19 protein-coding genes, 1 tRNA gene and 2 pseudogenes are annotated in these 23,384 nt (G+C 61.2%); 12 read left to right on the top strand and 10 right to left on the bottom strand.

The features are described from left to right. From MOV61_RS18155 to MOV61_RS18170, 4 genes and pseudogenes are all read right to left on the bottom strand, one after another. Positions 1-167, bottom strand: a pseudogene (locus MOV61_RS18155) (ABC transporter permease); the annotation flags it as partial. Continuing rightward, entirely contained in the window at positions 164-853 is a 690-nt protein-coding gene (locus MOV61_RS18160) for an ABC transporter ATP-binding protein (protein ID WP_247137583.1), read from the bottom strand. The gene MOV61_RS18160 and the pseudogene MOV61_RS18155, both read right to left, overlap by 4 nt. Before the next feature lie 2 nt (positions 854-855). Continuing rightward, entirely contained in the window at positions 856-1,323 is a 468-nt protein-coding gene (locus MOV61_RS18165; protein ID WP_247038189.1) for a hypothetical protein, read from the bottom strand. Positions 1,324-1,404: 81 nt separating this feature from the next. After that, positions 1,405-3,156, bottom strand: coding sequence for an alkaline phosphatase (locus MOV61_RS18170; RefSeq protein WP_247038187.1), 1,752 nt, complete (start codon positions 3,154-3,156; stop codon positions 1,405-1,407). A 484-nt stretch (positions 3,157-3,640) separates the two neighbouring features. On the opposite strand from MOV61_RS18170, the gene MOV61_RS18175 reads away from it, so the two are divergent. The 4 genes from MOV61_RS18175 to MOV61_RS18190 all read left to right on the top strand — a co-directional run bounded on the left by MOV61_RS18175 (position 3,641) and on the right by MOV61_RS18190 (position 8,192). Further along, positions 3,641-4,264 carry a ribonuclease D gene (locus MOV61_RS18175; RefSeq protein WP_247038185.1) on the top strand — a complete coding sequence of 208 codons (624 nt, stop codon included), beginning with the start codon at positions 3,641-3,643 and terminating at the stop codon, positions 4,262-4,264. A 15-nt stretch (positions 4,265-4,279) separates the two neighbouring features. Further along, positions 4,280-5,140 (top strand): DUF817 domain-containing protein, encoded by an 861-nt coding sequence (locus tag MOV61_RS18180; RefSeq protein ID WP_247137584.1) that lies wholly within the window; start codon positions 4,280-4,282, stop codon positions 5,138-5,140. 103 nt (positions 5,141-5,243) lie between these two features. Next, on the top strand, positions 5,244-6,290 hold the full coding sequence (locus MOV61_RS18185) for a hypothetical protein (RefSeq protein ID WP_247137585.1): 1,047 nt from the start codon (positions 5,244-5,246) through the stop codon (positions 6,288-6,290). A gap of 141 nt (positions 6,291-6,431) precedes the next feature. Beyond that, positions 6,432-8,192: a hypothetical protein gene (locus tag MOV61_RS18190; RefSeq protein WP_247137586.1), complete on the top strand. Its 1,761-nt coding sequence runs from the start codon at positions 6,432-6,434 to the stop codon at positions 8,190-8,192. A 77-nt stretch (positions 8,193-8,269) separates the two neighbouring features. Here MOV61_RS18190 and rpsA read toward each other — a convergent pair whose 3' ends face one another. The 3 genes and pseudogenes from rpsA to MOV61_RS30605 all read right to left on the bottom strand — a co-directional run. Continuing rightward, positions 8,270-9,976 carry a 30S ribosomal protein S1 gene (gene rpsA / locus MOV61_RS18195; protein WP_038547850.1) on the bottom strand — a complete coding sequence of 569 codons (1,707 nt, stop codon included), beginning with the start codon at positions 9,974-9,976 and terminating at the stop codon, positions 8,270-8,272. A gap of 135 nt (positions 9,977-10,111) precedes the next feature. Continuing rightward, on the bottom strand, positions 10,112-10,789 hold the full coding sequence (gene cmk / locus MOV61_RS18200; protein ID WP_247137587.1) for a (d)CMP kinase: 678 nt from the start codon (positions 10,787-10,789) through the stop codon (positions 10,112-10,114). 11 nt (positions 10,790-10,800) lie between these two features. After that, positions 10,801-10,896 (bottom strand): annotated as a pseudogene (locus MOV61_RS30605) (FMN-binding negative transcriptional regulator); the annotation flags it as partial. Between the two features lie 248 nt (positions 10,897-11,144). On the opposite strand from MOV61_RS30605, the gene MOV61_RS18205 reads away from it, so the two are divergent. The 3 genes from MOV61_RS18205 (at position 11,145) to MOV61_RS18215 (ending at position 12,662) form a co-directional block, all read left to right on the top strand. Beyond that, positions 11,145-11,534 carry a TIGR02300 family protein gene (locus MOV61_RS18205; RefSeq protein ID WP_037080075.1) on the top strand — a complete coding sequence of 130 codons (390 nt, stop codon included), beginning with the start codon at positions 11,145-11,147 and terminating at the stop codon, positions 11,532-11,534. A gap of 168 nt (positions 11,535-11,702) precedes the next feature. Continuing rightward, positions 11,703-11,778, top strand: a tRNA-Ala gene (locus MOV61_RS18210). 308 nt (positions 11,779-12,086) lie between these two features. After that, complete coding sequence (locus MOV61_RS18215; RefSeq protein ID WP_051899934.1) at positions 12,087-12,662, top strand: Panacea domain-containing protein; 576 nt, start codon at positions 12,087-12,089, stop codon at positions 12,660-12,662. 881 nt (positions 12,663-13,543) lie between these two features. Here MOV61_RS18215 and MOV61_RS18220 read toward each other — a convergent pair. The 3 genes from MOV61_RS18220 to MOV61_RS18230 form a co-directional block, all read right to left on the bottom strand. Further along, complete coding sequence (locus MOV61_RS18220; RefSeq protein WP_247137593.1) at positions 13,544-14,374, bottom strand: DMT family transporter; 831 nt, start codon at positions 14,372-14,374, stop codon at positions 13,544-13,546. 77 nt (positions 14,375-14,451) lie between these two features. After that, complete coding sequence (locus tag MOV61_RS18225) at positions 14,452-16,854, bottom strand: PIG-L family deacetylase (RefSeq protein WP_247137588.1); 2,403 nt, start codon at positions 16,852-16,854, stop codon at positions 14,452-14,454. 18 nt (positions 16,855-16,872) lie between these two features. After that, positions 16,873-18,099, bottom strand: coding sequence for an ROK family protein (locus MOV61_RS18230; RefSeq protein ID WP_247137589.1), 1,227 nt, complete (start codon positions 18,097-18,099; stop codon positions 16,873-16,875). A 250-nt stretch (positions 18,100-18,349) separates the two neighbouring features. Between MOV61_RS18230 and MOV61_RS18235 the strand changes: the two genes are divergently transcribed. The 5 genes from MOV61_RS18235 to MOV61_RS18255 form a co-directional block, all read left to right on the top strand. Continuing rightward, a complete protein-coding gene (locus MOV61_RS18235) occupies positions 18,350-19,615 on the top strand; it encodes an extracellular solute-binding protein (RefSeq protein ID WP_247137590.1) in 1,266 nt (421 codons plus the stop codon). 15 nt (positions 19,616-19,630) lie between these two features. Further along, positions 19,631-20,584, top strand: a complete 954-nt coding sequence (locus MOV61_RS18240) for a carbohydrate ABC transporter permease (RefSeq protein ID WP_038547813.1) — start codon at positions 19,631-19,633, stop codon at positions 20,582-20,584. Further along, a complete protein-coding gene (locus MOV61_RS18245; protein WP_038547810.1) occupies positions 20,581-21,423 on the top strand; it encodes a carbohydrate ABC transporter permease in 843 nt (280 codons plus the stop codon). Before MOV61_RS18240 ends, MOV61_RS18245 begins: the two co-directional genes overlap by 4 nt. A 15-nt stretch (positions 21,424-21,438) precedes the next feature. Continuing rightward, a complete protein-coding gene (argH, locus tag MOV61_RS18250) occupies positions 21,439-22,953 on the top strand; it encodes an argininosuccinate lyase (RefSeq protein WP_247137591.1) in 1,515 nt (504 codons plus the stop codon). After that, positions 22,953-23,384: ABC transporter ATP-binding protein (locus tag MOV61_RS18255; RefSeq protein WP_247137592.1), on the top strand; the 432-nt coding region annotated here is incomplete at its 3' end. The genes argH and MOV61_RS18255, both read left to right, overlap by 1 nt.

Raw genomic sequence — 23,384 nt, forward strand, 5'->3', positions numbered from 1 at the left:
CCGATCACCAGGTCGAACTTGTCGGCGGCGCGGGCGCTGCCGAGCCGCAGGGCGCGCTCCTGCAGCGTGACGGTGACGCCGAGGGCGGTGGCGAGCGCAACCAGCAGCACAACCACCACAGCGCCAAGCCAGAGGCGGCGCAGATCAGCGGCAATGAAGCGGATCATGCCGCCACCTCTTCGCGAAAACTGTCGGAAACGATACGACCGGCGCCAAGAGTGATGCGGCGATCGAGCCGGTCGATCAGGCGCTGATCATGGGAAACGACAATCAGAGTGCTTCCGGTTTCGCCGGCCATATCCAGAAGCAGCCGGCCGACTGTCTCGCCGGCCTCGACATCAAGGCTCGCGGTCGGTTCGTCGGCAACGATCACGCCCGGCTTGCGTAACACCGCGCGGGCGATCGCGACGCGCTGCATCTCGCCGCGCGACATGGTCTCGATCTTCTGGCCCGGACGGAAAAGGCCTACGCTTTTGAGGAGATCGTGGCCACGGGCGATCAGCGCCGCATCGGCGACACGGGCCAGCCGGGCCGGCAGAAGCACGTTCTCGACCGCCGAGAGGCCGGGAAAAAGATGGAAATCCTGCATCACGAGGCCGACATGTTCAGCCCGCCAGCGGTCGCGCGCCGTCTCGGAAAGCCGGGCGATATCCTCGCCGCTCCAGAAGACCTTGCCGGAGGTGGGGCGCTCAAGCCCGGTGATCACATTGATGAAAGTGCTCTTGCCGGAGCCCGAACCGCCGGTGACGGCAACGCGCTCGCCGGCTGCGATCGTCAGAAAATCGACCAGCAAAACCGGGCTGTTCAGACCGGCGAACGACATGGCCAGATTGTCTATACGCAAGGAAAGCATGTTCACGCGCCCTGATATGCCGCGTCGCGGATCCTCAGAAGACTGACAAATCCGGTATCGGGATCCCTCCAGGAGCCGACCTCAAGGGTGCCGCGCACCTCGATCGTTTCGTTCGCCTGGGTGAATGTCTGCTTGCGGTGGAGGTAGATGACGACGATGTTATCCGGCCAGTCCGCATCTGAGGAGCAGAAGGGGCAAAGCGCCATCGGCACTTCGGTCAGCACGAAGAAAGCCGCTTCCGCCTTCAGCGGCGGCGCCATGAACCCGCGGATCGCCACCTCGCGGCCCGCCAGCTTCTTCACCTTGTCGGAAAATTCCAGGCCGAGAACGCTGTACTTGCCATAGAGTTCGTTAAAACCGAGGTCATCGGCAGCGGCGGCGGAACGGGCTGCCGCAAGCAGCGGAGCTGCGGCGGCGGCCAGGCCGAGCACGGAGCGGCGGCTGAAACCCTTTGAAAAGAGCTTTTCCATGAAACCCTCCTGAAACGCTATTCCCGGCCGTGTTTCGGCCGGGAGCGTTGTTCTACCACGGGTACGGCAGGCCGTCAGACCTTAGTTGGTCTGCTTGGTGCCGAGCGCGAAAGTATCGGCGAGCACCTTGTAGATGTCGCTTTCTTCCATATAGCCCTTGAAGCCTTCCGAACCGGGGCCAGACGACTGCAGGACGACGTCATCGACGGAGTGAACGCCGCTGTCGCTGCTCTTCGGGAGATTGCCCTGAACGAAGACCGCGCCAGGCACGTTCTTGTATTGCTCATTGGCAACGTATTCCTTCTTCTCGTTCTGGATCGCCGGAACGAACGGGCCATCCATTTTCGGGCGGAAGGTTTCGTAGTGGTCCGGGCCGTTGGTGGCGGCAAGGAACAGCCGGCGCGAAACGTCGATCTTGTCCGGATAACCGTCGCCGTTTTCGTCCTTGTAGTTGGGGAAGCCGGCTTCGGCATAGGTGCCGACCTTTTCGCGCATCTCGGTGCCCGGCTTGTCATCGTCAACCGTGCCGATGATCGAAACGCCATGGGTGTGGTCGCCGGTGACGACGATCAGCGTGTCGGGATGGGTCTTCTGGAACTCGCGGGCGACAGCGATCGCCTGGTCGAATTCGATGGTTTCGATGACGGCACGGTCCCAGTCGAGCGGATGGGACATCTTGTCGATCGAGGAGCCTTCGACCATCAGGAAGAAACCGTCCTGGTCCTTGGAAAGACGATCGAGGGCTACCTTGGTCATGGCGACCAGACCCGGCTGGTTCGGATACTTCTCGACGGTGCCCTTCTTCAGGAACTCGCGGTCAAGCGTGACGTCCATGTTGCCAGGATGGAAGAGGCCGAGCAGCAACCCATTGGCGTTTGCGCCGGCTGCAAGTTCGTTCTTGTCAGTGGCCAGCGTGTAGCCGGCATCCTTGAAGAGCTTGACATAATCCTTGTCGTCCTTGCGCTTCGAGCCGGCAGTCGCCTGCGGCAGGAAATACGCAGAACCGCCGCCGAGCAGGACGTCCGGCTTGACGCCTAGCAGCATGCCGACGACATCGGCCTTGTCGTTGCGGTTACGGGTGTGGGAGACGACGGCGGCAGGCGTCGCGTCCTCGATTTCGGAGGTGGCGACGATACCGATCGACTTGCCGGTCTGGCGGCGAAGTGCTTCAGCAATCGTTTCGACCTTGGGGTCGTCCAGCGAGTCCGGCGTGCGGTCGGCATAAACGCCGATCGCGTTCACGGCGGTCTTGTGACCGGTCATGTAGGCCGACATCGTGTTGGCCGAGTCGGTGTCGACAGCGTTGGTCGCCGAGGTGCCGACGAAGGCCATATGGTCGAGGTCGTCCATGGCGAGACGGCCGTTGGCCTTGCCTTCGGTCATGCCCTTGGACATGATGCGGGCAGCTGTGCGATGCGCGACCGAAAGGCCATCGCCGAGCATGAAGATGATATTCTTGGCCTTCGGGGCAGAACCCGTGCCGTAGACATTCCAGGTGACGGTCTTCGTCTCGGAACCGGCCGAAATCTCGACCTTGTAATCGCCAGCGGTGGCGATGGTCAGGCCGCGCAGGATGACGGCAGAACCGAGGATCTTGTCCTTGTTCTTTTCTTCCGCGACGAACTGGACTTCCTTGCCGAGAACAGTCTTGTAATCCTGGCCGTTGACGGTGATCTTGACGTCTTCCGGCTTTACGACGGAGTTGAACTCGACCTTGAAATCGAAGGGGGAGCCGCTGAGGATCGTGGCGCGATCCAGCGGATAAACGGTGGCAGCCTGGGCGGCGCCGGCGAGCGCGGTCGAAACGACCAGAGCGGCAAAAATCTTGCGCATAGTAACCTCACGAAAAGTTCAAAGGGAAGGCGAGGTTTCGTATATCGGCGGTGCGTGACACCTACGTGACGCCAATCACAGATCGCGGCACCTCGGCTGTCGTAAGGCAAAAAGCAATGTTTTGAAGGAAATCCTGCTCCAGAAACGGAAAAAGCCTGGCGCGGGAGGAGGGTGCGCCAGGCTTTAAACTTGATCGACAACTGGGAGGAGGAGGATGTTGTCGATCCGTATCAGGCAACACTGGGAGGAGGAGTGCGTCGCCCGATGACCAAAGATATAGGCTAATCGTTTAAGCAGGCCAAGCCGCTTGGTTGCAATGCAGCAATGCATTAAGTGCAAGGCTGAGCAAATGCCCGCGCAGAATTCGGTCGCGTAATGAAACACATTTGACCGCTGGCGGTGCGGCCTTCCCAAGATCACCCATATCCCTGGCGAAAAACGTGGTTTATAGCGAATCCTTGCAGACAGGCAGACGGAGACGGACATGGCAGAGATCAGGTATCATGAAGGCGATATTCCGGCAGTCGCTGCAGCCCGATATACCGGGGCGATCGCCATCGATACGGAAACGCTCGGCCTCGTGCCCCGTCGCGACCGGCTTTGCGTCGTGCAGCTTTCGCCGGGCGACGGCTCGGCAGACGTGATCCGCATCGCGGCCGGCCAGAACGAGGCTCCCAATCTCGTCGCCATGCTCGCCGATCCGTCGCGCCAGAAGATCTTCCATTACGGCCGCTTCGACATCGCCGTGCTCTTCCATACGTTCGGCGTGACCACGACGCCGGTGTTCTGCACCAAGATCGCCTCGCGGCTGACCCGCACCTATACCGACCGGCACGGGCTCAAGGACAATCTCAAGGAAATGCTCGACGTCGACGTTTCCAAGGCGCAGCAGCAATCCGACTGGGCCGCCGAGGTGCTTTCGCCGGCGCAACTCGAATATGCTGCTTCCGACGTGCTCCACCTGCATGCGCTGCGCGACAAGCTGACCTACCGCCTGGTGCGCGACAAGCGCGCCGAACTGGCCCAGGCCTGTTTCGAATTCCTGCCGACGCGGGCGAAGCTGGACCTGCTGGGCTGGGAAGAGGCCGATATCTTCGCCCATAGCTGATAGGCTGACCGGCGGATGGATCAAGGCTATCGCGAACGTCCGGCGGCCCACGAGACCGGGCCTTATCTCGAGCCGTTGCGACTTCTCATTCGCGGCGCGCTCGCGCCGCTTCCATGGTGGCTGTCAGAATTCATCCTGTTCGGCCTGAAACAGGCCTGGGCCTGCCTGTTCGCGGCGATGATGCTGGCGCTGCTGCTCATCACCAAAGTCATCTGGCAACCGGATTGGCCGGTCCATCGCTACGATTTCCTGTTCCTCGCCGCCCTGACGATCCAGATCTTGTTCCTGCGCTTCAAGATGGAAAGCTGGGACGAAGCCCGGGTCATCCTCGTCTACCACGTCACGGGAACCGTGATGGAGATATTCAAGATCCATATGGGGTCATGGGCCTATCCGGAAACATCGCTTCTCCAGATCGGCGGCGTGCCGTTGTTTTCCGGCTTCATGTATGCGGCAGTCGGCTCCTTCATGGCCCGCACGATCCGCATCTTCGACATGCGCTTCAGCCATTATCCGCCAATTTGGCAGACGGGGCTTCTGGCGATCGCCATTTATGCCAATTTCTTCAGCCATCATTTTCTGCCGGATATCCGCTATCTTCTGTTTGCGGCGACCGTGATCGTGTTCCGGCGGGTGAACATCCATTTCACCACCAACAGGACAACTTTGCGGATGCCGCTGGTGCTTGCCGCGTTTCTTTCCTCGGCCTTCCTCTGGCTTGCGGAGAATATCGGAACGCTGACGGGCACCTGGATCTATCCGACACAGAAGACCTGGCACATAGTATCGTTCGGCAAGCTCGGGTCCTGGTATCTGCTTCTCTACGTGAGTTTTGTGCTGGTGACGCTGGTGGTGAAGCCGCGGCCGCCCGAATAGATAAAGGGTGACATAAGTTCTAGCCACCCGGTAACGTCTCGTTAACCCTTCAAATCTAGTTTTGCTTGGCGGTGCACCTTTCGACGAGACCGGATTTCGGGCCATGTTGCTTCCTACCCAGCAGACTTATGGGCTTGCCGCGACCAACATGATGCAGTCGATGCTCGACGGCATCGAGGAACAGCGCAAGAAAGACGAAGAGCAGCGGACCGGCAAGAAGAGCGATCCGGTTGTCGAAGCACGGATCAGCGCCAGCGAAGACGCCCGGCGCGCCCGCGACAAGATCGCCTCCGCCCTTTTCAGCGTCAACAAAACCGACCCCAACGAATTGAAGATCGAGCTCGTCGATCGCCTGGCGATCAAGCTCGGCATCGATACCGATGAGGCGCGCTCCTCCTACAAGCTCGGGAAAGCGCTGGAAGATGCGCTGAAGGAGATGATGCCGGACGAGGTCGGCAAACTCGCCGAAGACCTCGGCCTCGACGACATCGGCATCTCCATGGACACGCTGCTCGCGGCGATCAAGAACCCCTACGGCGACGACAACCAGCGCTTGATGGACGGGCTCAACCGCAAGGCCAATGGCGGCAAGCTCGACACGGAAGTCGAGCGCGTCGTGCAGCGGCTCGAAGACGTCGCCGATCCGAAGACGCTCGAAGAACTGAAGCTCGGTCCGCAGGGCTACGATCCGACCCGTGTCGAAGATGCCGGAACCCGCGCCGAACGCCAGGCCGACATCCAGGCGGCGGAGGCCGGCAAGAAGCTTGAGGACGTTCAGAAGGTTCAGGACGTCATCGAGAAGACGAATGACAAGGCGACAGCCGCGCCGGTTGCCGATGGCACCGGCGATACGCCTGCCGTCGACGACACCGCGCTGCTGGCCCTCTTCGCCGCGGCGGCCGAACAGGTCGCCAATACCGATACGGACGACGCGGGCGACAGCCTCGTCTCCGACGATCAATCCGCCAAGGGCGACTCCGTCACCGATGAGGTCCTGGCAGACAATGAAGCGCCGACCAATGAAATGGCGGCGAGCGCAATCGAGGAGCTTGCCGCCGACAGCGCCGAAAAATCCCAGGCCGACATCTTTTCGGTGCGGGTGGACGAAATCGGCATTTATGAATTGTTGAAGAAGAAGTTGGCTGCGTGATCCAGCAATAACCCCCAATCTCCCCTCATCTGCATCGTAATGGATCATTTTCGCTGACCTGTCGGCGAAAACGGGAATGCGTTAGCGAGTTGTTAACCTTTTTGCCCCACAGTCATCCTGTGTATCGGCACTGGCGACGCCATGAGGCGTTCCGGTCGCAACGCCGTATCGTTGCGAAAAGACAAGAACCCTTCGGCCGAGCTGTCCTATCGTCTCTATCAGACATTGGAGCGGACGATGCTGCCGCCGGTTCGTACCAGTTCATTCGTCGACTACCAGACACCTTCGCAGCAACCGATGCTGCGTCAGCGGATCGACGTGGCCAATGCCGCGGCGAACAGCGGGTTGATCGGTTCTTCGCCGATGTCGGCGGGGCGGCTGGATATCCTTTCGCTCTCGGCGCAGCTTCAGCTCGCGCAGGGATTTTCCATCTTCGCCGAGACCATCGGCCGGCTGATCAAGGTGCCGCGCCGCGAAGGCGAAGCGTTGGCGGATTATGCCCAGCGCCTCTCAGACGCGGTCAAGGCGATGAACCCAGCCGAGAAGGCTGCCCTCGAACGGACGCTCAACCAGCTCGTCAAGGGCATCTCGCTGCGCCTGCTCGTCGAAATCCTCAACAATCCCGCAAGTCCGGAAGCCGCCCGCATCGCCATACAGCTGGAGACCGCGCAGCTGCTCGACCGCGATCTCGCCGCCAAGGCTGTCGTCAGCTCCTATCGGCAGAATGCCGGAGCGGAACAGGCGCCGAGCCCGTTGCCACAGCCAGCGAATGCCGCGCCATCCGGAGCGCCTTCAGAAACCGTGCCCGCGGCGGCGGCTGAGGCGGAGGCCATGCTGACCGGCGACGAAGCCGCGCTCGGCGGAGCTTCGCCACAGACGATTGCCGCAGAAGCAGCTACGCAGGATGCAGAAGCAGCGCCCGTTGCGGCGACAACTTCCGGCGCCGCTCAGAATCCGGCCATGCTTTCCGCCGAGATCGACGCATTGCCGGGCCCCATCGACGAGAATGCCTCGCAGGTAAGTGCCGAGACAGATCCGGACGCCGCACCTGTCTCGGCATCCGCGCAGGAAGCGGCCGAAGTCGCCGAGAGCGAAACCCCGGAGCTTGCTGCCGTGCGGACCGAAGATGCGCCGGAGAGCACATCTGCGGCGCATGCCAACGAAGGTCGGCAGATCGCGAGTGCCGTTCCAGGCGATCGGCGCGGCTCTCAACCCGTCTTTTATGATGGGCCGGCGCTGGCCCGGCTTTCCCAGCGCGGCCTAGAACAGCAAGGCGGCGCGCGTGCGCTCAATACGGAGAAGATGGCGAACGGCGCGACGACCATATGGCTTGCGGACGTGCTTGCCGACGCCACCAGCGACCTTCTCGACAGCCTGCCGGTTGCGGCTAAACAATTGCCGGAACAACAGGCGCTGCAGCAGTTGACCGACAGCGAGCTTATCGGAAAATCGGCCCTGCAGACGGGCGAGGTAGCGGGCGCGGCCATGGCAAAGCCTACGCAGCCGGCCACCGACGAACCGTCAAGCACAGGTTCAACGGGCCGCACCGGCGGTACTTCCGCGAACGCGAACGGTCCGTCCACGGGTGCGACGGAAGTCGCCGAACAGCTCGCTCTTCCGATCGCCCTGCCGCCGATGTTTCGCGAAGGCGTCGCCCTGCCCTATGTCGCCTATCCGCCGGAAGAACGCGAGCGGGACCCCGAGGAGCGCAAGACGAAGGCGATCTCCAAGACCGACGAGGACGGCGAACAGCAGCATTCCGCCGGCGAGCAGGCGTTCAGCGAAGAACGTCCGGATGATGATCACGCCCAGGAGCACCCCGGCGACGATGTTTCGAAGGAAGCCACCGACGATGCGGACCGGGCAAACGACCTCTATTGGCGCATGGCCGGCTGGACCTGATTTCGACCCGCAAAAACTGCGCATGAAAAAACCGCCGGACTTGCATCCGGCGGTTTTCGATTTCTAAAAGGCGTCGATTACTCGTTGTTGCCGCGGTTCTTCAGAGCCGCGCCGAGGATGTCGCCGAGCGAAGCGCCAGAGTCGGACGAACCGAACTGAGCGACTGCTTCCTTCTCTTCTGCGATCTCCAGAGCCTTGATCGACAGCATGACCTTGCGGTCCTTCTTGGAGAAGTTGACGATGCGGGCATCGAAGACCTGACCAACCGAGAAACGCTCCGGACGCTGATCGTCGCGATCGCGTGCCAGGTCGTTGCGGCGGATGAAGGAGGTGATGTCTTCGTGGTTGACGAGACGAACCTCTACACCACCATCGTTGACGGCGATGACTTCGCACGAAACGACGGCATTCTTGCGCAGGTCGCCGGAAGCGGCGGCTTCACCGACCGAGTCCTTGCCGAGCTGCTTGATGCCGAGCGAGATGCGCTCCTTGTCTACGTCCACATCGAGAACGACAGCCTTGACGACGTCGCCCTTGTTGAACTCCTCGATGACCTGTTCGCCCGGACGGTTCCAGTCGAGGTCGGAGAGGTGGACCATGCCGTCGACATCGCCTTCGAGGCCGATGAACAGGCCGAATTCGGTCTTGTTCTTGACTTCGCCTTCGACTTCAGTGCCGGCCGGATGGCTGTAGGCAAATGCCTGCCACGGATTTTCGAGCGTCTGCTTCAGGCCAAGCGAGATACGGCGCTTGGACGGATCGACTTCGAGAACGACCACGTCAACATCCTGCGTCGTGGACAGGATCTTGCCGGGATGAACGTTCTTCTTGGTCCAGGACATTTCGGAAATGTGGATAAGGCCTTCGATGCCCGGCTCCAGCTCGACGAATGCACCGTAGTCGGTGATGTTCGTGACTGTACCGGAAATCTTCTTGCCGACCGGATACTTGGCGGCAATGCCATCCCACGGATCCGACTCGAGCTGCTTCATGCCGAGCGAGATGCGGTGGGTTTCCTGGTTGATGCGGATGATCTGTACCTTGACCTGCTGGCCGATGGACAGGATTTCCGACGGATGGTTCACACGGCGCCATGCCATGTCGGTGACGTGCAGCAGGCCGTCGATGCCGCCGAGGTCAACGAACGCACCGTAATCGGTGATGTTCTTGACGACGCCGTCAACAACCTGGCCTTCTTCGAGGTTCTGAACGATTTCAGAACGCTGCTCGGCGCGGGACTCTTCGAGAACCGTGCGGCGCGAAACCACGATGTTGCCGCGGCGCTTGTCCATCTTGAGGATTTCGAAGGGCTGCGGGTTGTGCATGAGCGGAGTGACGTCGCGGATCGGACGGATGTCGACCTGGCTACGCGGCAGGAAGGCAACAGCGCCGTCGAGATCGACGGTGAAGCCACCCTTGACCTGGTTGAAGATGACGCCTTCGACGCGCTCGCCAGCTTCGAACTTGAGTTCGAGCTTGACCCAGCTTTCTTCGCGGCGAGCCTTCTCGCGCGACAGAACTGCTTCGCCCAGCGCGTTTTCGATGCGCTCGACATAGACTTCGACTTCGTCGCCGACCTTCAGCGAACCGTCCTTGCCCTTGGCACCGAATTCCTTGAGCGCGATGCGACCTTCGACCTTGAGGCCGACGTCAACGACGGCCATGTCCTTTTCGATCCCGGTGACGATGCCCTTTGTGACATAGCCTTCCGCCAGATCGTTGGAAGCGAAGGATTCTTCGAGAAGGGCTGCGAAGTCCTCCCGCGTGGGGTTAGATACTGCCATGAAATCTCCTGAGGTACCCGATACGGGCCCATACAGCGCCGGTGGTTCGTGTTGCACATGCCCAAAAGTTCGGGTCCGCCTCCCTCATCGGAATGATCCGGGGGAGGCAATCCGGCGCGGGGACCGAACCTCGGGCTATTCTATTTCGCTATTCTCACTCGATTGTCTCTTCAGGGCGGCGTCGATGATGGACTTCGCTGCCCGAAACGCGGCCTCTATACTCATTTCCGAGGTATCAAGCAAGTGCGCATCGTCGGCGGGCTTCAGAGGACTATCGGACCGGCCCATGTCGCGTTCGTCGCGTTTCTTCACGTCTGCGAAGATCGCACCGTAATCCGCCTCGCCGCCCTTGCCGACGATCTCGTCGTAACGGCGCCTTGCCCTCACATCAGCGGACGCGGTGACATAGAGCTTCACCGGCGCATCGGGACAGACGACCGTGCCGATATCGCGCCCGTCGAGCACCGTTCCCGGCTGCCTCAGGGAAAAGGCACGCTGCGCCTCGACCAGAGCCCGGCGGACCGACGGCATGACCGCGATCTTCGAGGCCGCCTCACCGATCGCATGCGCGGACAATATATCGCGATCGAGGCCGGCCAGTTCAACCTCACGGGCCATTTTCCCGGCGACCTTCTCGTCGTCGAGCGGCAGGCCTGCATCGAGCAGTGCCTTGGCGGTAGCGCGATAGGTCAGCCCGGTGTCGAGATGATGAAAACCATAGGCGTCGGCGATCAGCCGCGACAACGTACCCTTGCCGGCGGCTGCGGGACCGTCGATGGCGATGACGATTGCTGGCTTGGACTTCAAACTCATGCTTCCCGAATCGCCCCGGGTGTGACCAGCAGACCGATCGGATAGGTCCCGATCAGCGCATGCCGAGTTCCGAGATCCTTTTCGCGAAAATGCGGCGGCTGGTACATGTTTTTCAACCTCTTATCAGTCCCGAGCGGAGAGACGGCAGGCCGGCCCATTGCGGTAAAATTTCCCCGTCGTCTCTAACATAAAGCCTGCCACCGGTCACCGTATTCGCTCTTATGAGGTCCATGAAAAGTTTGTCTTTGACATCAAAGAGCGCAGGCCTTATGGGGACCGGCTTAGATTTTCACCCTATAAGGCCGCTGTCCAAGCGGCGCGCCGAAATATTCGGCCATCTCATGAGGCTCTGACTGTGGCAAAAGCGGAACTCGGAACCAAGCGGACCGACCCCGATACCGGCAAGAAATTCTACGACCTGAACCGCGATCCGGTCGTTTCCCCCTATTCCGGCAAATCCTGGCCGCTGTCCTTCTTCGAGGAGCACAGCGCCGCCAAGAAGATGGAACAGGCCGAGGAAGAAGACGTCCAGGAAGTCGATACCGAAAATCCGGAAGTCGAACTCGTATCGCTCGAAGAGGGCGACGAGGCAGCCAGCGGCGACGATATCCCGGATATCGGCGATGACGACGATGTCGATATCGGCGATGACGACGACGATACCTTCCTGGAAGCCGACGAAGACGAAGACGATGACGACATGTCCGGCATCATCGGCGTGACCGGCGACGACGACGAAGTCTGATCCGATATCGAAGTTAAGGCCCGGCAATTCAATAAAAATTGCCGGGCGCACAAAATACGGCTTGCACTCTCCGTAAACCGGAAGTAATAAGCCGCCACTCCAACGGGACGGCCCTTACAGGCGCCCGGCGGAGTTTCCCAGGACCGGAAAATACCGGACCACCCTGATGGGGCTATAGCTCAGCTGGGAGAGCGCTTGCATGGCATGCAAGAGGTCAGCGGTTCGATCCCGCTTAGCTCCACCAAACTTCCACTGTGAAATCAAATGTTTGATGTGGCCAGAGGGTTGCCACAAATCAACGATGATGGGTCTGGGAGGCATCAGGAAACAACGCCGCGCTCAAGACATATCCCCAACCTTTCGCCTGCCATGCATGCTAGTACGGTACGGTGGGAGCAAGCGTCACCTAACCAGGCTTGCCATATCGCAATATGAACCTTTGGGCGTCTTTACAGTTGATTCGCAAATCACATATAGAATTGTATCAAGGTCAAGTGTGACCACGTTGGAGAATTTGGCTGTCATGGCTCATTACGCCTGGACAAGCAGAACATGACTTACGTACCGAACATTCCGGACTGGTTTCTTACGCGAAAAGCGGCGCAAGTCACCGCTTTTTTTGCATTGAAGTCTGGTGGGGAAATCAACATCCTCAAAGCTACAAAGCTGATTTATCTTGCCGACCGTCTCAGCCTGGAGCGTAGAGATTTTCCGATAACGAACGACACATATGTGTCTATGAAGTTCGGTCCGGTAAACTCTTACACCTACAGCTATATGAACGGCGCAGCGCCGACGCGCCAAGAAGATTGGCTTGAGTTCATCTCTCCTCGGCGACACGAAAATCTCATGCTGTCACAACAGATCGAAATTGGCGATCTGGATGAGCTTAGCCGGGGCGACATCAAGTTGCTTGAAGAAACCTGGGGCAAGTTCAAAGACATTGATCGATTTGCTTTAGCTGATTGGACACATGAATTTTGTCCCGAATGGAAAGACCCGGCGGGCTCCTCAATCCCAATCGAATTGGCACGGATATTCCAAGTGCTCGAAAAGAATGACCCGGTTGATCTAGCTGAAGACCTCCAAACCGAACGGCGGATGATAGCTGCGTTCAGAGCCGCATGAGCTATGTTCCCTATAAGACAGCATCGTTTCTAGGGCCTATCAACGAGGTCCATCATCTCTTTGCGGTGATGAACAATCCGTGCGCGGACTCTCAATGTCTGCTTATCAACATTACTTCGATTAGGCCTGGGAAATATCACGATCCAGCGTGCGAATTGGATGTTGGTGACCACGCGTTCATACGACATCCTAGCTACGTTCTCTATCGTCTCGCGGAAACCATGCGAGCCGATCGCATCGGTAAGTTTGTCGATCTTAATTACTATCTCACCAAGGATGATTGGGAGCCTGTAATATTTCAGCGAATCGTCAATGGGATAAGGAATTCAGATGATACGAAACCCCGCGTCATTAAATACGCTGACGAAAACCTCATTGGTTAGCAACTAGCGCGAACAAGAATCCAGCGCGACGTCTGTTTACCCCCCGCTATGTGCGTAGTGAACTCGTCCTTCGGCTACAAACAACCCCGTCTCGTGCTCCCGCTCGCCATTCGCGCTATCTCACCATCAAAGTCGGGTGCGGGCGATTGACCCGCAGTCTACGGGTCTGTTTGCGATCGCGGACTTCCCTCTGACGCTCGGCCTTTCGCTCCAATTCGGCCAGGCTCGTGCAGGCCAGGCTGTCGACGGCAAGCTCGTCCAGGTATTGCCGTCGGCGTGCGGCGGCCATCTGCCGGATGCGAATATGCCGGCGAGAACCGCAACGATTGCCAGAACGAACATTAGAGCGACCATCAGCGCCTCCTGTCACTGCGATCGCCTCCTGTCACTGCGATAACGTGCGGGAAAGGATAAAGTTTGGCAATCATAGTCCCGGGACCTTCACATCGCATCACATCCCTTGGCTCAAGGGAGGCTTCGCTGAAAGGGGGGCTTTGCTCAGGCCTTCCTGCTGAGGGCGCGGCCGCGACGTCGGTCGAGCCAGGCTGCGCCTTGCAGTGCGGCCAGGATGACGATCACGCCGATCACCACCCTCACCTCGGGCACCTCGCCGAAGAAGACGTAGCCGGTGACGGTGACGAAGACGATCGAGAGGTAGCCGACGGGCGCGAGCACGCTGGCATCGGCGATCCGGTAGGCGCGCAGGAAACAATATTGGCCGAGCTGGGCGAGGAAACCGATGCCGAGCAGCGGGATCCAGTCGAAGGGCATGACCGGTTTCCAGGTGAAGACGGCGGGCACGGCGGTGATGACGGCGAGCCCGACCGTGTAGAAGACCATCATGACGGTGGTGTTCTCGTCCTTCAGCGCCCGGGTCTGGATGATCGCCAGCGACCCGAAGACGACCGAAACCAGCACAACGATCACCTCGATATCGAAGCTCGATGTGCCGGGCGCCATGACGATCAGTACGCCGATGAAGGCGAGGCCGGCGCCGAGCCAGCGGATGCGGCTCACCGTCTCGCCGAGCATCGCGACCGCCATCGCCATGGTGATCAGCGGCCGGGAGAACCCGACCGCATTGACCATCGCGAGCGGCAGCATGGTGATGGCAAGGAAATTGCTGGTCAGCGCCACCGCATTGCAGGAGATGCGAAAGATATTCCGCCACGGATGTTTGACCCGGCGCATCTCGGCGCGATGCCGCCAGATCAGCGGCAGGATGAACAGGAGCCCGATCATCGCCCGGATGAAGACGAGCTGGAATGCGGGATAGGTCGCCCCTTGCGCCTTCACCAGCGCGGTCATGCCGCCGGAGACCAGCGTCATGTCGAGAAGCAGCCAGCCGATGCCTATGCGGGCGTTCGAAGCCCGCTCTCGATCCGTTTCGGGGACTGCCTCCGTGCTCACGCCGGCTGTACGAGGTTCGCCATCAGCCGGAAGGCGCCGGGCACGAGCTTGTCAAGCTGGTGATGCAGTACGAGGCTGGTATGGGTGTGGCGGCCGCGGCCGATGGCAGCGGAGATCAGCGCGCCCTTGAGCGGCTGTTCGTTGGCGTCGTGCATGGCCAGAAGCGGCTCATAGGCGTCATCCCAGCGGGAGACGAAATAGAGGCCGCGTTCCTTGTCCCATCCCTGCCAGTCTTCAGGGCCGATGCTGTTCGGTCCCTTGAGCAGAACATGGTCCGGCGCAAGCACGGTGACTTCGGCCTTCGGATCGGTCACGCGCCAGCGCAGCGACGGCGAGCCGATCTCGATGCGGCGAACCGGGGTCTCGTCCGGATCCCAGCCATCGGTCGGACGGTGATACAGGGTCACGAGGTGGCCGCCCTCCTCCACGAAGCGATGCAGGCGCTCGGTGGCGACGGCAAGATCCTTGCGGATGCCGAAGGCGAAGATGCCGACGACGATCGTGGTGAAGCGCGACAGATCGCCAGAGAGTGCCTGTGCGTCGAGCTCGGTGACATCGAGGCCCATGCGGGAGAGCCACATGCCGACGCGATCGGCACCGCCGCCGACATAACCGATGCGTGCACCTTCCGGCAGTTTCAGGTCGACCGACAGGATCTTTAGCGTGGCTGGGGCTCGGAAACTGGCGCGGCCGATATGCCGGTAGGCGATCGGCGTGACCTGGAAGGCCGGGTGGCCGTCGACCTGCGGTTCGAGCTCGACGAGGCCGGGTTTGGCCGCATCGGTCGGGGAGGCGATCCAGCCACCATCGGTCTTCTTCATCACCCAGCCGGCGGGCGTCTTGAAGGAGACGGGTGCGTTGACGCCGGAGACATTGGCCTTGATCGGCCATTCCGTCTGCTTCGTGCCGAGGGGCACGAGCAGCGCATCCGGCAGCAGGGTCAGCGACTGGGCGGGCGTTACCGCAAACGGCTCTTCGAGATCGAAAGTGCCGGAGACCGTACGGCCGCCGATCTCCGCCGAGATTTTTACATGCGCGTGGCCGTTGCCGCCGAGCGCCGACCAGGCGGGCAGGTAGAGGCCGGAGAGCGGCGCGTCCAATGCTGCCGTCAGCGCGAATACGCGGTCGTTGGCGAGCGACTGGACGGAGGACGATACGCCCGCCGGCAGAACCGGGACGACATCGACCTTGTGGTTCGAAGCGCCTTCGCCAAGCTCGACGGTGAGCGCCGCCGCACCTCCTGGAGAAATGACGGAGGGATCTGCATAGGCGCGTTCGAAGATCGCGGCCGCATCGAGGATGGCAGCATCGATTTCCGTCTGCTTGCGGGCGATGCGGTGGCCCTGCAGGGTCGCAAACTCTTCCGGTGCGGAGGAGGCTACGATGTCCAGCCAGCCGGTGGCCTCGGTCAGCGCCCTGATGATCGCATCGCGATCCGGGAAGGCCGCGGAAGCCACGGCAATGGCGGCGTCTGCGCAGCGCAGGGCTTCCGCCACGTTGGCGGGCAGGCCGGCGAAACCGGCAAGGACGGTCAGCGATGCCGGCAGGTCCTCGAGCACCGACTGCTCGGATTTCGAGCGCGTAGCGGAGAGCTTCAGGTGCAGCTGCCAGTCCTTTTCCGGACGTTTCGGCCAGTGACCCATGCCCTGGGAGGCATGGTAATACCGTGACCATTCGCCGATCCGGTCATAGTCCGCGCCGGTGGCCGGATCGCGGCCCTTGGCCAGAACCGTGACCGTTGTATCCGGCGGCGGGACTTCGTCGTCATAGGTATCGCCGCCGCCGGACCAGGCCGGCAGGTAATATTTCGCAACCTTCCAGGGCTTCAGGCCCTCGGTGAAATGTTCTGGATAGGCATTGGGGTCGGCGGCCAGCGTAATCGCGGTCTCCGCGGCCCGGGTCATGGCCCGGTGATGACCATGCTGGCCGGGCACGTCGAGGAAGGTCGGGATGACGATATCCGGGCGTTCCATGCGATAGGCGCGCACCAGCCGCTCGATGGTGCGGGCCTGGCCCCAGCGGGTGAAGGTGGCGTCGCCATCCTTGGAGAAGCCGAAATCATGGACCGGATCGGTCGGGCCGTGGCCGAGCCAGGAAACGTCGCCGTCGATCGCGCGGGCCGCCTCTTCCAGTTCGCGGGAACGGATCACCCCGAGCGGGCCGAGACGTTCGGGGCCGAGCGCGTTCTGGCCGCCCTCGCCGCGTGTCGAGCAGGCGATGATGACGCGCATGCCAAGGCCGAGGCGGAACCAGGCGAGCATGCCGTTCTGCTCGTCGTCGGGGTGGGCGCCGGTGTTCATCATCGTGACCGTCGACTTCAGCCGCGTCAGCTTGCGATGGAGCCGGACGAGCGAGGGATCGGCCATCTGCCGTTCGATGCGTTCGCGGGCGGTCAGCATGAAATTCTCCTCAATATGTCATGCGGGAATATCGGCGAGCGCGGCAAGCGAGGTTTCCAGCTTGGGCGTCACCATGTCGAAAAGCGGAAGGGCGGCGGCGCCGAGCGCTGCCGTCAATTGTCCCGTCTGGCCGCGCAGCACGCGGGGCAGATCGCGCTGCCTGCGGCTCGCGACCGAGGTCGGCAGATTGCCCATGCGAGCGACGATGTCCTCGATGATCGCATCCGGCAGCGCGCCGCCGAGGATGACCGTCTGCGGATCGAGGATGTTTTCGAGCATGGCGACCATCGGGCCGAGATAGGTCGCCGCCTCGTCGATCCATTCCTCGACCACCCGGTGGCGGCCGGCGTGGAGCTTTTCGAGATCGGAAAACTCGGTGTCGGAAATACCGATGCAGCTCAGCTTTTCCTTCAGCACATAGGCGGAAACATAACCTTCCAGGCAGCCGAGCTGGCCGCAGGAGGGACAGGGCCTGCCCTTCGGCACGACGGTAACATGGCCGATTTCGCCGGCATTGCCGAAGGCGCCGCGATAGGGCGCGCCGTCCTGGATGATGCCGAGGCCGATACCGACGCCGAAATAGATCATGCAGAAATTCGAGATCGCCAGGCCCGCGCCGAACAGCCGCTCGCCGACGGCCGCCGCCGTCGCGTCGTTTTCGACGATCACCGCATGGCCGCAGGCTTCACTGAGCGCCTGGGCGGCGTCGAGGCCTGCCCAGCCCGGCAGCGTCGTCGGGCCGACCGAGGTCATGCCGTCGATCTCGAACGGACCGGGCATGACGACGCCGGTGCCGAGCAGCTTTGCACCGACCAGTTCGGTGACGGCGGCAAGCTCCGCGGCAAATGCGGAAAGGATATGCCCGGGAGTGGTATCCTTGAGCGGCGTGATGCGCTTTGCCCGAAGTCCGCCAGACAGGTCGAGCGCCACCGTCACCATATGGTCGGCGGCTATTTCGACGCCGATGGTGGCGCCGCCCTCGGGATTGACAGCGAACTGGATAGGCGGCTGGCCGCGGCCGGATTTCAGCCGGCCCATTTCCATCAGCAGCCCCTCTCCCGCCAGTTCGTCGACGATATTGGCAACGGCCTGGGGCGTCAGTTGCGTCAGCTTTGCAATATGGGCGCGACCGAGCGAACCGTGGCGGCGCACCACATCCAGCACGACGCGACGGTTGTGCTCACGGCTGCGTTCAGGGTTCTTGCCGATAGCCACCGGGTGCGTGCCGATCGTGTGTATGGTCATTTCGCCCACCTTCGGTTGGCAGAATTCATAACGCCGGGAAGCGGTATGCCGCAATAGAATAATTCAAGTAAATTATCTTATTGACAAACGATCCCACTCAGGAAACCGTAAGGGTAGGGCTGGGGCATAGCGCCGCAGCACGTCAAAGGGAGGCTCGCCTCCCGAAAACCAATAAACGCGTCGGGCTGCAGGTCGCATCCCGAATGCAGGGAACAATCAGACCCCAAGACCGGAGCACCCGGCGGGGCAAATGGAGGCTCACATGCGCAAGGCAACTTTGTTCGCCGGTCTCGTCGCCGGTTTCAGCACATTCGCATTCAATGCCGCACAGGCGGTCGAAATCGAATACTGGCAGTATGTCTTCGACACGCGTGTGAAGGCGATGGACCAGCTCATCACCGAGTTCCAGAAGGCCAATCCGGGCATCACGGTCAAGCAGGTCACGTTCCCCTATGCCGACTACCAGACGCGTGTGATCGCCGCCAACATGGCCGGCAATGGTCCCGACGTCATGCAGCTGTTCTATGGCTGGCTCGACAAGTTCGTCGCCGGCGGCCTCCTCGCTCCGCTTCCGAAGGATGCGTTCCCGCAAGCCAAGATCGAAAGCGAGTTCTTCCCGATCGTCAAGGCCATGAAGCGCGGCGACGATTATTATGGCCTGCCGACCGCCGTGCGCTCACTCGCCCTGTTCTACAACAAGAAGCTTTTCACCGAGGCCGGCCTCGACCCGAACAACCCGCCGAAGACGCTCGACGAATATGTCGCCGCCGCCCAGAAGATCGCCAAGCGCGACGCTTCCGGCAACCTCGTCGTCGAAGGTTCGACGCTCGACATGGCCGGCCAGGACCACCAGTGGTGGCGTGAAGTGCTGATCCGCCAGTTCGGCGGCGTGCCCTATACCGACAACGACCAGAAGGTCGCCTATAACAGCGAAGCCGGCATCAAGGCCCTGAAGTTCTACACCAGCCTGCAGCTTGAAAAGAAGATCGGCGCGGCCGGCTTCATGGACGAAGGCCAGGCGGCGTTCCGCGGCGGCAAGGCCGGCATGACCATCGACGGCACCTTCCGCCTCGGCGCCTTCAAGAGCATCAAGGACTTCGAATGGGGCGTGACCGAACTGCCGGCCAATGCGCAAGGCGTGCGCTCCAACTATGCCAGCTATTTCGCCAACGGCATCAGCGCCAAGGCGAAGGGCGAAGAGCTCGAAGCGTCGAAGAAGTTCCTGGCCTACATCACCTCTCCGGCCGCCATGGACATCTGGCTGAAGACCGTCGGCGAGCTGCCGGCGCTCCGTTCCGCAGCGTTGACCGAAACCAACCTGAAGGACCCGATCTACGCGCCGTTCCTGAAGGGCCTGGAATACGCTCACACCACGCTGTTCATGGATGAGCAGGGCCAGCGCCAGAACGCCATCGACATGGCAAACCGCGTGCTGCTGCAGGGTCAGTCGGTCGAGGACTCGATCAAACAGGCGGCCGCAGCCGAGCAGGAAATCATCGACGCGGCCAAGCCGTAAGATACGGAGCCGGTCATGGCAGCGATTGAACAGCAGGGGGCGGCGTCCGGCCGCCCCGGCGGATCCCCAGGGACATCCTTTGGCGACCGCTTTTCCATGCGAACGCGGCGCCTCGTCTGGGTCTGGAGTTTCCTTGCCCTGCCGATCCTCTTCTACGCAATCATCCGCTTTTATCCGACGTTCCAAGCCTTCTACCTGTCGTTTACCAACTGGGACCTGCTGCGGCCGGCGAAATTCATCGGGTTCGCCAACTATATCAAGCTCTTCAAGGACCCGCAGTTCTGGAAGGTATTCAAGAACACGTTCACCTACCTGATCATCGGCACGCCGATCAGTCTCGTCACCGCGTTTACGATCGCCTTCTTTCTCGATCGTGTCCGTTTCATGCACAGTTTCATCCGGGCGCTGTATTTCCTGCCGTTCCTGACGACGGCTGCGGCGATGGCCTGGGTCTGGCGCTGGTTCTACCAGCCGCCGCCGATCGGCGTCATCAATGACGTGTTCAGCATGCTCGGCATTCCGCAGCAGCCGTTCATCCGCTCGACCGACCAGGCGTTGTTCTCGATCATGGTGACGGCGATCTGGGCCGGCCTCGGCTTCCAGATCATCATCTTCATGGCCGGTCTGCGTGCCATTCCGGGCACGTTCTACGAAGCCGCGCGCATCGATGGTCTTGGCGAATGGGCGATCCTGCGCAAGATCACGCTGCCGCTCCTGAAACCCACCACCGTCTTCCTCGTGGTGTTCTCCTCGATCGGCTTCCTGCGCATCTTCGACCAGGTCTACAACATGACCACCAACGATCCCGGCGGACCGCTCGGATCGACCAAGCCGCTGGTTCTGATGATCTACCAGACCGCCTTCAACTCCTATGCGATGGGTTATGCCGCGGCGCAGACGGTGGTGCTGTTCACCATCCTCTTGATCGTATCGCTGCTGCAGCTCTGGATACTGAGGGAAAAGAAATGAGCGAAGCCACGCGCCTCAGCCACGGCAAGGTCCGTCCCGGCCTGATCGTCACCTGGACCATCCTGTTCATCGGCGGCCTGATCATGGTGTCGCCGATCGCCTTTATGTTTTCGACCTCACTGAAGACCCCCGACCAGATCTACGACCTGCGCCTCATCCCGGCCGCGCCGACGCTTGCGAACTATATCTCGGTTCTGGCCGACGGGCGGTTCATGCGCTGGTTCTTCAATTCGACGCTGATCGCCGTCATCGTCACCCTGTCGAACTGCTTCTTCGACAGTCTTGTCGGCTATACGCTGGCGAAGTTCGAGTTCCGCGGCCGTTATTTCATCTTCCTTGCGATCCTTTCGACGCTGATGATCCCGACCGAGATGCTGGTCATCCCGTGGTACCTGATGTCGAGCCAGCTCGGCTGGCTGGACAGCTACTGGGGTATCATGTTCCCCGGCATGATGACCGCCTTCGGCACCTTCCTGATGAAGCAGTTCTTCGAAACCGTGCCGAACGACTTCATCGAGGCGGCGCGCGTCGACGGGCTCAACGAATTCCAGATCTGGTGGAAAGTGGCGCTGCCCTTGGTGACGCCGGCACTTTCGGCGCTCGCGATCTTCACCTTCCTCGGCAACTGGACGGCGTTCTTCTGGCCGCTGATCGTCACCACCAGCAAGGAACTCTATACGCTGCCGGTCGGGCTTTCGAGCTTCGCGGTCGAGCAGTCCATCCAGTGGGAAATGATCATGACGGGTGCGGCGATCGCTACCCTTCCCACCCTTCTCGTCTTCCTCGTCCTGCAGCGCTACATCGTCCGCGGTGTGATGCTGGCGGGCCTAAAGGGATAATGCAAGGATAACACCATGGCGGACATCAACCCGCGCCTTTCCGACACCAGCAAATTCCCCGATCCGGTCTACAAGGAAACCGTGCTCCGGCCGCTCTTCGACGGCGCCAAGAGCCACCATGTGGACGGTTTCCGCCGAATCGACCGGGCGCATCTCGTGATGCTGGTCGAGACCGGAATCCTCGACAAGGAAATCGCGTCCAAGATTGCCGGCGCATTGGAGGCGATCGACACGGAAATCGATCCGTCGACGCTCGTCTATACCGGCGAGGTCGAGGATTTCTTCTTCCTGATCGAAAAGGAGCTGAAGGCCCGCATCGGCGTCGATATCGCCGGGCGGCTGCACACCGCCCGGTCACGCAACGACATCGACCACACGCTCTTCAAGCTCGGCCTGAAGGACAAGATCGACACGCTGATGGGCAAGGCCCGCAAAGTGCTCGCCGCGATGGTCGATGCAGCCGAGCGCGAGAAGGCGACGCTGATCGTCGCCTATACCCACGGCCAACCGGCCCAGCCGACCACGTTCGGACACTATCTTTCGGCCGCGATCGAAATACTCATCCGCGATATCGAGCGTTTCGCCGAGGCTCGGAAAATCGTCGACCTGTCGCCGATGGGGGCTGCTGCAATCACCACCTCGGGCTTCCCGATCGACCGCGCCAGGGTCGCGGAGCTGCTCGGCTTCTCTGCGCCCCTCAGGAACTCCTACTCCTGCATCGCCGCGGTCGATTACACGACCTCCACCTATTCGGCGATCGAGCTGATGTTCCTGCATCTCGGCCGCCTGATCCAGGATTTCCAGTTCTGGACGAGCTTCGAAGTCGGCCAGATCTACGTGCCGAACGCGCTGGTGCAGATCTCCTCGATCATGCCGCAGAAGCGCAATCCGGTGCCGATCGAGCATCTGCGCCATCTCGCCAGCCAGACGATGGGCCGCGCCCGCACGGTGCTCGACGTGATGCACAACACGCCCTTCACCGACATGAACGACAGCGAAGGCGAGACTCAAAGCATGGGCTACGAGGCCTTCGCCTCCGCCTCCCGCGTGCTCGACCTGCTCGCCGCGCTGATCGCCCAGATCAGTATCGATCCGGAGCGTGTCGACCAGAATATCCGCCGGTCCTGCATCACCATTACCGAGCTTGCCGATTCGCTGGTGCGCATCGAAGGGCTTTCGTTCCGCGAGGCGCATGAGATTGCCGCAGCGACGGCAAGGAGCGTCGTCGCGTCCAAGGGTGATCTACCCAATGACGGCTACGATCCCTTCCTCAAGGCCTTCGAGCATTCGGCCGGCCGCAGGCCTTCCGTCGATCTCCAAAAATTCAAGGAGATCGTCTCGCCCGAACATTTCGTCGCCGTGCGCGCTCGTTTCGGCGGTCCCGCGCCAGAGCCTATGAACGCCGCGATATCTGCCTATCGCGACAAGCTTGCCGCCTTCGAAGCCGAAGCCAAGAAGGCGGCGGACCATGAGGCGAAGGCCGCCGCAGAACTGAACCAGAAATTCACCGCCCTGACGGGAGCCCGCTGATGGCGACGATCGAACTTGAAAAACTGGTGAAGCGCTACGGCAAGGTCGAGGCCGTCAAGGGCATCGACCTCCAGATTGCCGACGGCGAATTCGTCGTTTTCGTCGGCCCTTCCGGCTGCGGCAAGTCGACGACGCTCCGGATGATCGCAGGCCTTGAGGAAATCTCCGGCGGCACGCTGAAGATCGGCTCGGAAGTGGTCAACGAGCGCGAGCCGAAGCAGCGCAACATCGCGATGGTGTTCCAGAACTATGCGATCTATCCGCATATGACCGTGCGCCAGAACATCGGTTTCGGCCTTTACACGTCGAAGCTCAGCAAGGCCGAGAAGGACAAGCGGATCGAGGAGGCCGGCAAGATTCTCGGCCTCGGCGCCCTGCTTGACCGCCGCCCGGCCGCGCTTTCCGGCGGGCAGCGCCAGCGCGTCGCGATC

This window comes from Neorhizobium sp. BETTINA12A, assembly GCF_023006485.1.
In the GTDB taxonomy this organism is placed as follows: Bacteria; Pseudomonadota; Alphaproteobacteria; order Rhizobiales; family Rhizobiaceae; genus Neorhizobium.

Excerpts from the sequence above, each read along its gene's own strand:
- MOV61_RS18160 (WP_247137583.1), bottom strand. The coding sequence starts at position 853 with ATGCTTTCCTTGCGTATAGACAATCTGGCCATGTCGTTCGCCGGTCTG.
- MOV61_RS18165 (WP_247038189.1), bottom strand. The coding sequence starts at position 1,323 with ATGGAAAAGCTCTTTTCAAAGGGTTTCAGCCGCCGCTCCGTGCTCGGC.
- MOV61_RS18170 (WP_247038187.1), bottom strand. The coding sequence starts at position 3,156 with ATGCGCAAGATTTTTGCCGCTCTGGTCGTTTCGACCGCGCTCGCCGGC.
- MOV61_RS18175 (WP_247038185.1), top strand. The coding sequence starts at position 3,641 with ATGGCAGAGATCAGGTATCATGAAGGCGATATTCCGGCAGTCGCTGCA.
- MOV61_RS18180 (WP_247137584.1), top strand. The coding sequence starts at position 4,280 with ATGGATCAAGGCTATCGCGAACGTCCGGCGGCCCACGAGACCGGGCCT.
- MOV61_RS18185 (WP_247137585.1), top strand. The coding sequence starts at position 5,244 with ATGTTGCTTCCTACCCAGCAGACTTATGGGCTTGCCGCGACCAACATG.
- MOV61_RS18190 (WP_247137586.1), top strand. The coding sequence starts at position 6,432 with ATGAGGCGTTCCGGTCGCAACGCCGTATCGTTGCGAAAAGACAAGAAC.
- rpsA (WP_038547850.1), bottom strand. The coding sequence starts at position 9,976 with ATGGCAGTATCTAACCCCACGCGGGAGGACTTCGCAGCCCTTCTCGAA.
- cmk (WP_247137587.1), bottom strand. The coding sequence starts at position 10,789 with ATGAGTTTGAAGTCCAAGCCAGCAATCGTCATCGCCATCGACGGTCCC.
- MOV61_RS18215 (WP_051899934.1), top strand. The coding sequence starts at position 12,087 with ATGACTTACGTACCGAACATTCCGGACTGGTTTCTTACGCGAAAAGCG.
- MOV61_RS18220 (WP_247137593.1), bottom strand. The coding sequence starts at position 14,374 with ATGACGCTGGTCTCCGGCGGCATGACCGCGCTGGTGAAGGCGCAAGGG.
- MOV61_RS18225 (WP_247137588.1), bottom strand. The coding sequence starts at position 16,854 with ATGCTGACCGCCCGCGAACGCATCGAACGGCAGATGGCCGATCCCTCG.
- MOV61_RS18230 (WP_247137589.1), bottom strand. The coding sequence starts at position 18,099 with ATGACCATACACACGATCGGCACGCACCCGGTGGCTATCGGCAAGAAC.
- MOV61_RS18235 (WP_247137590.1), top strand. The coding sequence starts at position 18,350 with ATGGAGGCTCACATGCGCAAGGCAACTTTGTTCGCCGGTCTCGTCGCC.
- MOV61_RS18240 (WP_038547813.1), top strand. The coding sequence starts at position 19,631 with ATGGCAGCGATTGAACAGCAGGGGGCGGCGTCCGGCCGCCCCGGCGGA.
- MOV61_RS18245 (WP_038547810.1), top strand. The coding sequence starts at position 20,581 with ATGAGCGAAGCCACGCGCCTCAGCCACGGCAAGGTCCGTCCCGGCCTG.
- argH (WP_247137591.1), top strand. The coding sequence starts at position 21,439 with ATGGCGGACATCAACCCGCGCCTTTCCGACACCAGCAAATTCCCCGAT.